Origin of the sequence: Morganella sp. HSTU-ASny43, assembly GCF_022819185.1 — a bacterium.
Taxonomy (GTDB): Bacteria; Pseudomonadota; Gammaproteobacteria; order Enterobacterales; family Enterobacteriaceae; genus Morganella; species Morganella morganii.
On sequence record NZ_WSPG01000003.1, the window covers coordinates 160,683 to 169,323 of the forward strand.

The window sequence follows — 8,641 nt, forward strand, 5'->3', positions numbered from 1 at the left end:
GCAGCCGTATAATCCACGGTGCATCAAGCAGTTAACCCGCTGTTTTTTTCCTCAGCGCGCCCTTAGCTCAGCTGGATAGAGCAACGGCCTTCTAAGCCGTAGGTCACAGGTTCGAATCCTGTAGGGCGTACCATTCCGAAGTCAATGGACATCAACCGATGTCTTTTTTTATGTCTGAAATTCAGTTAATTAGCTGATTTTAACTTTTCTTCGTTCAACTGACATCCACCTATATCAACCTAAATCAAGTAATATTTGTTGGCATATGCGTTGGTACATACAGGTTCAATGAATTCTTATACCAACACAAACTCATGGGAGTTCCTATACGGCACTAACAGATGTGAAGGTAAGAACGGCAAAGCCTGCCGATAAAGGATACAAACTAACTGACGGTGAAGGAATGCACCTTTATGTGCATGCTAATGGTTCTAAATACTGGCGGTTACAATAATAGTTTATGGGAAACATATTCGATTTGACGCATGTGTTTTTTAGAGGTAATTTAAAAAAAAGATTAAAGAGGTACACATGGAACCATTACAACTGTTTAAAATTTTAGGTGACCAAACCAGACTGGATATCGTGCTATTGCTAAAAGCATCCGGGGAGTTATGTGTCTGTGATATCTATACGGCCTTGAATTTATCGCAACCAAAGACATCCCGGCATCTGGCAATGCTAAGAGAATCAGGTCTTTTGCTCGATTCAAAACATGGCAAATGGGTTCATTATCGTTTATCTCCTGCATTACTACCGTGGGTGAAAAGTATCATTGATGTCACTTACGCCACAGAGAAAAATAGAGTTGCAGATTTGCTTAAGAGCTTGGAGACAAAAGAACCTGCGGGTAGCTGTTCTGTATAAAAATTTTTAAGCTAACATATTTGGAAAAACATATGTAAGGTTGAGCGATGAAAAAACTAGAAGTATTTGATCCCGCATTATGCTGTAGCACCGGTGTTTGCGGAACCGAAGTCGATCAAGCATTGGTAGACTTCGCAACAGATGTGGATTGGTTAAAAAAACAAGGAGCAAGTATAAGGCGTTTTAATTTAGCGCAAGAGCCTATGGAGTTCGTTAACAACACAAAAGCAAAAACATTTTTGGAAACCGCAGGTGCCGGGTCACTTCCGCTATTGATTCTTGACGGTGAGATTGTGCTGGCTGGTCGATACCCAAAACGACATGAGCTCGCCAGATGGTTTGGTATTCGACCGAATATTGAAAAAGCTGAAATTGTTAAATCGTGTTGTGGTAATGGTAAAACGTGTTGTTAACAGGAGCAATAAAATGAAATTTTTAGATAACACACCTAATTATTTATTTTTTACTGGAAAAGGTGGTGTGGGTAAAACCTCTGTTTCCTGTGCGACAGCAATTAAGTTGGCTGAAAAAGGGAAAAAAGTTTTACTGGTGAGCACTGATCCAGCTTCTAACGTTGGGCAAGTATTCTCTCAATCGATAGGCAACAATATTAAGCCAATAACATTGGTTCCAAATCTATTTGCTATTGAAATAGATCCTCAAGCCGCAGCCGAAGAATATCGAAACAAAATTATTAATCCAATCAAAGAAAGTTTACCTGAAGCGGTAATTCAAAGTATTACGGAACAGCTATCAGGTGCCTGTACCACAGAGATTGCAGCTTTCGATGAATTTACCGGGTTGTTAACCAATACCGAAATTACAGAGCAATTTGACCATATCATTTTTGATACCGCACCAACGGGGCATACCATCCGTTTATTACAACTCCCGAGTGCATGGAGTGATTTTATTAGTAACAATCCTGATGGCGCGTCATGTTTAGGGCCAATGTCTGGTCTTGATAAACAACGTGAGCAGTACAGCATGGCGGTGGAAGCGTTGAGTGATAAATCACTGACAAGGCTGGTCTTGGTTGCACGACCTCAGTCTGCCGCATTGAGGGAAGTCGCGAGAACCTATAGCGAGTTGTCATCTCTGGGTATCAAAAATCAGCAATTGGTTGTCAATGGTGTTTTCCCTGAAACGGCGGTGACTGAAAATGATAAGTTATCCCATGCGCTCTACTCTCGTGAACAAGCGGCATCAGAGTCTATGCCGGAAGCACTACGCTCGTTACCTGTCGATATTCTTTATTTACAAAATATCAATATGGTGGGTGTCGATGCACTGAAGCAGTTGTTATCTGATGACATGCCACAAATTCCAACTATTACCCCTACAAAACAACCTATTTCTTTACCTACCTTGTCAGAACTGGTTGGTGAAATATCTCAGCAACAGCATGGGCTGATTATGTTAATGGGCAAAGGTGGTGTAGGGAAAACAACGATTGCGGCATCAATCGCAGTTAAATTGGCAGAAAAAGGGCTTGATGTACATCTGACCACATCTGATCCGGCCGCGCATATTGAATCAACCCTCGATGGTGTTTTACCCAATCTTCAGGTTAGCCGAATTGACCCTGTCGCTGAAACTGAGCGTTATCGTAATTATGTCTTAGAAACCAAAGGGAAAGATTTAGATGAAGAGGGGCGTGCATTACTTGAGGAAGATTTACGCTCTCCATGCACAGAAGAAATCGCGGTATTTCAGGCTTTCTCTCGCATCATTAGAGACGCGGGTAAACGTTTTGTCGTCATGGATACTGCACCGACCGGGCATACATTATTACTTCTGGATGCAACAGGGGCATACCATAAAGAAATTGTTAAAAAAATGGGCGAAAAAGGCCACTATTTAACGCCGATGATGCAATTACAAGATCCTGAACGCACTAAAGTTATTATTACGACACTCGCTGAAACTACGCCTGTGCTTGAGGCGGAGAACTTACAAAATGATTTAATTCGGGCAGATATACATCCGTGGGCGTGGGTGATCAATAACAGTCTGTCTATCACGGAAACAATATCACCATTGTTACTTTCAAGAGCAGAACAGGAAGTCGCTCAGATTGAAAAGGTGACATCAACATTGGCAAAACGTGTTGCTATTGTTCCTTTGCTTGAAACAGAGCCTGTGGGGATATCTGCATTAAGTCAGCTCGCAGAATAAGTTTTATTTTCTAAAAATAAAAGGTGCGGAAAAGTACCTTTTAAATGAGGTTGTTATGTTTATTGCCGCATTCATTTTTATTTTAACGATCACCTTTGTTATTTGGCAACCCAAAGGACTTGGTATTGGCTGGAGTGCTACAGCAGGGGCTGTATTGGCACTGATCTTTGGTGTGATCAGTTTCCAGGACATCCCGATTGTCTGGAACATTGTTTGGAATGCCACGGCGACATTTGTTGCCGTAATTATCATTAGTCTACTTTTAGATGAAAGTGGTTTCTTTGAATGGGCTGCATTACATGTTGCCAAGTGGGGCGGGGGTAAAGGAAAACTGTTATTCAGTTATATTGTGTTACTTGGAGCAACGGTTGCAGCCTTATTTGCCAATGATGGCGCAGCATTGATATTAACGCCCATTGTGATTGCGATGTTATTGGCACTTGGTTTCAACAAAGGCACGACATTAGCATTTGTCATGGCTGCCGGGTTTATTGCAGATACGGCGAGCTTGCCGCTGATCGTTTCGAACCTCGTGAATATCGTTTCTGCAGACTTCTTTAATATTGGATTTACTGAATATGCATCGATTATGGTGCCAGTGGATATTGCAGCAATTATTGCAACATTAGCGATGCTGCATTGGTTTTTCCGCAAAGATATTCCTAAACAATATGATGTTACCAAACTGAGTGAACCGACTTTAGCCATTAAGGATATGACAACGTTTAAAACAGGTTGGCTGGTATTGGTACTGCTGCTTATTGGTTTCTTTGTCTTAGAACCATTAGGTATTCCAATCAGTGCAATTGCGGCTATTGGCGCTTTAATTCTTTGGGTAATTGCAGCCAGAGGCCATACGATTAATACCAAAAAAGTATTACGCGGAGCACCGTGGCAAATCGTCATTTTCTCTTTAGGTATGTACTTGGTTGTTTATGGTTTAAGAAATGCAGGGTTAACCGATTATCTTTCTGAAACGCTCAATTACCTTGCAGACAAAGGGTTATGGGTTGCAACAATTGGTACGGGATTTATAACTGCATTTTTATCCTCAATAATGAATAATATGCCAACGGTATTAATTGGTGCCCTGTCCATTGAAGGAAGTGAAGCATCAGGGTTAATTCAGCAAGCAATGGTTTATGCTAACGTGATTGGTGCCGATTTGGGTCCGAAAATCACACCAATAGGTAGTTTGGCTACATTGCTGTGGCTGCATGTTTTATCGCAAAAAAACATGACCATTACATGGGGATATTATTTCAAAACCGGGATTATCATGACTATCCCTGTGCTCATTGTCACACTCGTTGCTTTAGTACTTCGACTTTCACTGTTAAATTAAAGGTAACTCCATGAATGAGATCACTATCTACCATAACCCCAATTGTGGCACTTCGCGTAACACCCTTGCAATGATCCGCAATAGTGGCGTTGAGCCAACGATTATTTATTATCTGGAAACACCTCCGGCTAAGGATGTGTTAGTGCAACTTATTGCAGATATGAAAATTACAGCGAGGGAGCTATTACGAAAAAATGTTGAGCCGTATAAGCAATTAAATTTAGAAAATAACCTTTATTCCGATGAGCAATTGATCGATTTTATGTTGCACTACCCGATACTGATTAATAGGCCGATTGTCGTCACTCCGCTGGGCGTAAAGTTGTGTAGGCCTTCAGAGGTAGTGTTAGATATATTGCCTAATCAGCAACAAAGTGAATTTATCAAGGAAGATGGTCAGATAGTGATTGGTAGTCACGATGTAAAAATGTAAATTTTCCCTTTCTTTGCCCGCGATATCCGTTACAGCAATGATTTTGTCACAGAAGGCAGTGCTGACGGCAAAGTCGATTTTACCTTTATCTGCGAATAAACCGGTGCCGGAAATTCCCCGGATAAAAAAGCATGGTATTTACCAGACAACTGGTCTATATTATTCCGCATGACAGAGGTAAAGACGCAATGACATCAGTAATCACAAAACCGAAACGGGGACGGCCGCCGAAAAATCATGATGCGGGTGCGGATGTAAAAAAAATGCTGATCCGCAGCGGCATGGAGATGTTTACCGAAAAAGGGTATATGACATCGGATATCAACGGGATCCTGAAAAAGGTCGGTGTACCGAAGGGCTCTTTTTATTATTACTTTGACAGTAAAGAGCAGTTTGGTCTGGAAATCATGCGTAATTACGACAGCTATTTTTCCCGTCTGCTGGATAAATGTTTGTCTGATATCACGCTGCCGCCACCGGAAAGGTTACGGGCATTTTATCTGACCGCCAAAGCCGGGATGGAAAAATACCACTGGCAGCGCGGGTGTCTGGTGGGGAATCTCGGTCAGGAAGTGACCAGCCTGCCGGCGGGGTATTGTGAAATACTCGATGAGATTATTACCGGCTGGCAGAAGAAAGTGGAAATCTGCCTTCTTGAAGCACAGAAACAGCAGCTTATTTCCGCTAAAACAGATTGCAGGCAAATGGCGGCTTTTTTCTGGACGGGCTGGGAAGGGGCGGTAATGCGTGCCAAACTGACCCGCAACAGTGAACCGCTGGATCTGTTTATCACTGTTTTTATGACGCAGATACTGGCTGAGAAAGCCTGAGAGATTGTTGCAGAATAATTTATTAAATATCGCCGTTGTTAACACGTCGGTGAGTATTTAATAAATTTTTTTACAATTAACCAGACAACTGGTCTATATTCATAAAAGGATAACACCATGTTTAACTGCATTCTGATTGAAAATACTGACGGCTATACCGCAAAGCTGGCTCAGCTCGATGAATCACAACTGCCGGATCACAATGTGACTGTGCAGATTGACTACTCCACGCTGAACTATAAAGATGGCCTGGCGATTACCGGCAAAAGCCCGGTTGTGCGCAGTTTCCCGATGGTTCCGGGGATTGATTTTGCCGGTACCGTGACCGAAAGCAGCTCTGAACACTATAAAGTTGGCGACAAAGTACTGCTCAACGGCTGGAGTGTCGGTGAAAAATACTGGGGCGGACTGTCTCAGGTGGCAAAAGTGAAAGACAGCTGGCTGACACCGTTACCGGCCGGGATGAGTACAAAGCAGGCGATGATGATCGGTACCGCCGGTTACACGGCAATGCTGGCGGTTCAGGCACTGCTGAAACAGGGGATCACCAAAGAATCCGGTAAAGTACTGGTGACCGGTGCCAGCGGCGGCGTGGGCAGCTTCGCTGTTTCTCTGCTGTCAAAATTAGGTTTTGAGGTTATCGCTTCCACCGGCCGTACGGCTGATACCGCGTATCTGATAGATACCCTGGGCGCATCTGAAATCATGGATCGCAACGAGTTATCCGTACCGGGTAAACCACTGACCAAAGAGCGCTGGGCGGCGGCGATTGACAGTGTGGGCAGCCACACACTGGCCGGTGTCTGTGCCGGTACTCAGTATGGTGGCGTTGTGGCGGCCTGCGGCCTGGCACAGGGCATGGATTTTAACGGGACTGTTGCACCGTTTATCCTCAGAGGCGTGAGCCTGATCGGTATCGACAGTGTGATGCGCCCGCAGGCAGATCGTGTGGCGGCATGGAAACAACTGGCTGAACTGACTGATCCGGCACAGCTGGAAACTATCAGCCGTGTGATCCCGTTAAATGAAGCGATTCCGGCGGCACACAGCTTACTGAACGGTGAAATCCGCGGCCGTGTCGTTGTTGATGTGAATAATTAATATTGTCTGACCCGCAGTATCCGTAAAAGAACATCCGGCAGAACCCTTCCGCCGGGTGTCCGGTTTACAAAGTCAGCACTATTAAGTGCTCTTACATACTACTCATAATCACTTATCAGCGATAGATGTATTATCGCTGCCATGAATATACCATAACTGCTGTTCCCGGAATATTGTCCCGGATTGTCTTCTTCCGTCAATAAACGTGCTGTTAACGTTATATTTCCCTGTTTTTATACCGGAAGCAGTATTAATGACATGTATTTCCCCTTCTGAAGGCATAATCATCACGGCCGTATCCGGGGCATCCGGTATCACAGATTATTATCATTATTCGTCTGACGGGCTGCATTTGCTCATTTCTGTATTTTATGAATAATAGCGATGTAAAAAGATATGACTAATACATAAAGCAGTATTTATAAAAACGACATTAACTAAGAATTATCTTATAGGGATGAGACATGCAAATGATGCAGGCAGTAAATCCGGTCAAACTGAAGTCAGTTATAAAATTGATTATTGTTGCCGTTATTCTCCTCGTCGCGGGAGTGGTTACTTTTAATTCGTATACTATTGTGCAGGATGGTTCGGTAAAAGTCGGAACCTTTTTAGGTAAGGTCAACCCGGTCGCTTATGATGCCGGGCTGCATTTTCCGATTAACCCGTTTATGACATTTGATACTTATTCAACAAAAGATATCCGCGTATCACTGAAAGAGTTACGTGTACCCTCACAGGACAAACTGAAATCCATCGTGGATATTACGGTAATGCTCCAGTTCGATGGCGCTAAAGCCCCCATTCTCCGTATTAACGGCGGTACAGAAAGTGAAGCACTGGATAAATATGTCCGCCAGAAACTGATTTCCACGATTCTGGAATTCGGGAAAGATGTTGCCAACGCACAGGATCTGTATACCGCAGATACCCAGCGGAAATTACAGGAATCTATCCGTGATGCCATTCAGGGTTATGCTTCACCTTACGGCTATACGATCAAAGAGATTATGATCCAGGATATTACGCTGCCGGAAGTGGTTCAGGAGCAGGTTGTGAATACCAAGATGCGTCAGGAGCAGATAAACCAGGCAAAAGCGGAAGCAGAGAAAGAGCGTGAACTGGCTCAGAAAAAAGTGGTTATCGCACAGGCAGAGCGTGAGTCCGCAGAACAGCAGGCACTTGCCCGTGAGCGTAATGCCCAGGCCAGCTCTTATGCAATGCGTCAGGAAGCCGATGCACGTTTATATGCCGCTCAGAAAGAATCAGAAGCGAACGCCGTGTTACAGCAGACAATCACCCGCGAAATGATTAACTGGAAGCAGCTTGAAATAGAACAAATTAAAGCAGAGAAATACAAAGGTGAAGTGCCTAATATTGTTGTTGGTGCAGACTATGACGGAAAAATGATCATGGATATGCGCTCACAACAATAAAAAATAACTGCCCGTTACCGAAAACCCGTCATATGACGGGTTTTTTATTTATATGGAATTTTTGATGCTTAAATAAGGTATTGGTTTATCTTTATATCAGATAAAAACCTGCCGGGCGATGGTCAGAAAGGAACGGTAACAGCGTTACGATTTCAGTCTCCGGCAAAGCACTGCTGATGTCAGAGCAACACCCGCAGCATGATGATATCAGTACTCTGCTGGCATTATTTTCATCTGAAACTCCGGCAACCTGTGCGGAAAGTGAAATCAACCATGCTTTCTTATGCGTTACAGGCGGAATGCATGGCTGCACTGGTGGCGGATTTCAGATATCGGAGTAATAAATATTGGTTTATCTCTTCATTAAAATAATCAGTAGGATATCGGATGAATAATAGATAATTCTAAAATAATAATTTTATTTGTTATTTTAAAGATTATTTTATTATTC

The 8,641-nt window shown here is 43.2% G+C and carries 9 protein-coding genes, 1 tRNA gene and 1 pseudogene; 10 read left to right on the forward strand and 1 reads right to left on the reverse strand.

The annotated features are described in order from the left end of the window. The first annotated feature begins 56 nt into the window (after positions 1-56). The 9 genes and pseudogenes from GN208_RS02950 (at position 57) to GN208_RS02990 (ending at position 6,754) form a co-directional block, all read left to right on the forward strand. Positions 57-133 (forward strand) — tRNA-Arg (locus GN208_RS02950). A 165-nt stretch (positions 134-298) separates the two neighbouring features. Then, positions 299-451: pseudogene (locus GN208_RS02955) on the forward strand (Arm DNA-binding domain-containing protein); the annotation flags it as partial. An 80-nt stretch (positions 452-531) separates the two neighbouring features. Next, the gene (locus tag GN208_RS02960; protein WP_015422942.1) at positions 532-867 is read left to right on the forward strand and encodes a metalloregulator ArsR/SmtB family transcription factor; all 336 of its coding nucleotides are present in this window, start codon (positions 532-534) and stop codon (positions 865-867) included. A 47-nt stretch (positions 868-914) separates the two neighbouring features. Then, the gene (arsD, locus tag GN208_RS02965; protein ID WP_015422941.1) at positions 915-1,280 is read left to right on the forward strand and encodes an arsenite efflux transporter metallochaperone ArsD; all 366 of its coding nucleotides are present in this window, start codon (positions 915-917) and stop codon (positions 1,278-1,280) included. Positions 1,281-1,293: 13 nt separating this feature from the next. After that, positions 1,294-3,045 (forward strand): arsenical pump-driving ATPase, encoded by a 1,752-nt coding sequence (gene arsA, locus GN208_RS02970; RefSeq protein ID WP_015422940.1) that lies wholly within the window; start codon positions 1,294-1,296, stop codon positions 3,043-3,045. Between the two features lie 55 nt (positions 3,046-3,100). Beyond that, positions 3,101-4,390: an arsenic transporter gene (locus GN208_RS02975; RefSeq protein WP_004237678.1), complete on the forward strand. Its 1,290-nt coding sequence runs from the start codon at positions 3,101-3,103 to the stop codon at positions 4,388-4,390. 10 nt (positions 4,391-4,400) lie between these two features. Further along, complete coding sequence (gene arsC, locus GN208_RS02980; protein WP_015422939.1) at positions 4,401-4,823, forward strand: arsenate reductase (glutaredoxin); 423 nt, start codon at positions 4,401-4,403, stop codon at positions 4,821-4,823. Between the two features lie 131 nt (positions 4,824-4,954). After that, the gene (locus tag GN208_RS02985) at positions 4,955-5,653 is read left to right on the forward strand and encodes a TetR/AcrR family transcriptional regulator (protein WP_004237680.1); all 699 of its coding nucleotides are present in this window, start codon (positions 4,955-4,957) and stop codon (positions 5,651-5,653) included. A gap of 117 nt (positions 5,654-5,770) precedes the next feature. Beyond that, on the forward strand, positions 5,771-6,754 hold the full coding sequence (locus GN208_RS02990; RefSeq protein WP_004237682.1) for an MDR family oxidoreductase: 984 nt from the start codon (positions 5,771-5,773) through the stop codon (positions 6,752-6,754). Between the two features lie 108 nt (positions 6,755-6,862). On the opposite strand, the gene GN208_RS02995 is transcribed toward GN208_RS02990, so the two are convergent. Further along, positions 6,863-7,042 carry a hypothetical protein gene (locus GN208_RS02995; protein WP_004237683.1) on the reverse strand — a complete coding sequence of 60 codons (180 nt, stop codon included), beginning with the start codon at positions 7,040-7,042 and terminating at the stop codon, positions 6,863-6,865. A 176-nt stretch (positions 7,043-7,218) separates the two neighbouring features. Between GN208_RS02995 and GN208_RS03000 the strand changes: the two genes are divergently transcribed. After that, positions 7,219-8,190, forward strand: coding sequence for an SPFH domain-containing protein (locus tag GN208_RS03000; RefSeq protein WP_004237684.1), 972 nt, complete (start codon positions 7,219-7,221; stop codon positions 8,188-8,190). The last annotated feature ends 451 nt before the right edge of the window (positions 8,191-8,641 follow it).

Coding starts and splice junctions, on each gene's coding strand:
- GN208_RS02960 (WP_015422942.1), top strand. CDS start 532: ATGGAACCATTACAACTGTTTAAAATTTTAGGTGACCAAACCAGACTG.
- arsD (WP_015422941.1), top strand. CDS start 915: ATGAAAAAACTAGAAGTATTTGATCCCGCATTATGCTGTAGCACCGGT.
- arsA (WP_015422940.1), top strand. CDS start 1,294: ATGAAATTTTTAGATAACACACCTAATTATTTATTTTTTACTGGAAAA.
- GN208_RS02975 (WP_004237678.1), top strand. CDS start 3,101: ATGTTTATTGCCGCATTCATTTTTATTTTAACGATCACCTTTGTTATT.
- arsC (WP_015422939.1), top strand. CDS start 4,401: ATGAATGAGATCACTATCTACCATAACCCCAATTGTGGCACTTCGCGT.
- GN208_RS02985 (WP_004237680.1), top strand. CDS start 4,955: ATGGTATTTACCAGACAACTGGTCTATATTATTCCGCATGACAGAGGT.
- GN208_RS02990 (WP_004237682.1), top strand. CDS start 5,771: ATGTTTAACTGCATTCTGATTGAAAATACTGACGGCTATACCGCAAAG.
- GN208_RS02995 (WP_004237683.1), bottom strand. CDS start 7,042: ATGATTATGCCTTCAGAAGGGGAAATACATGTCATTAATACTGCTTCC.
- GN208_RS03000 (WP_004237684.1), top strand. CDS start 7,219: ATGCAAATGATGCAGGCAGTAAATCCGGTCAAACTGAAGTCAGTTATA.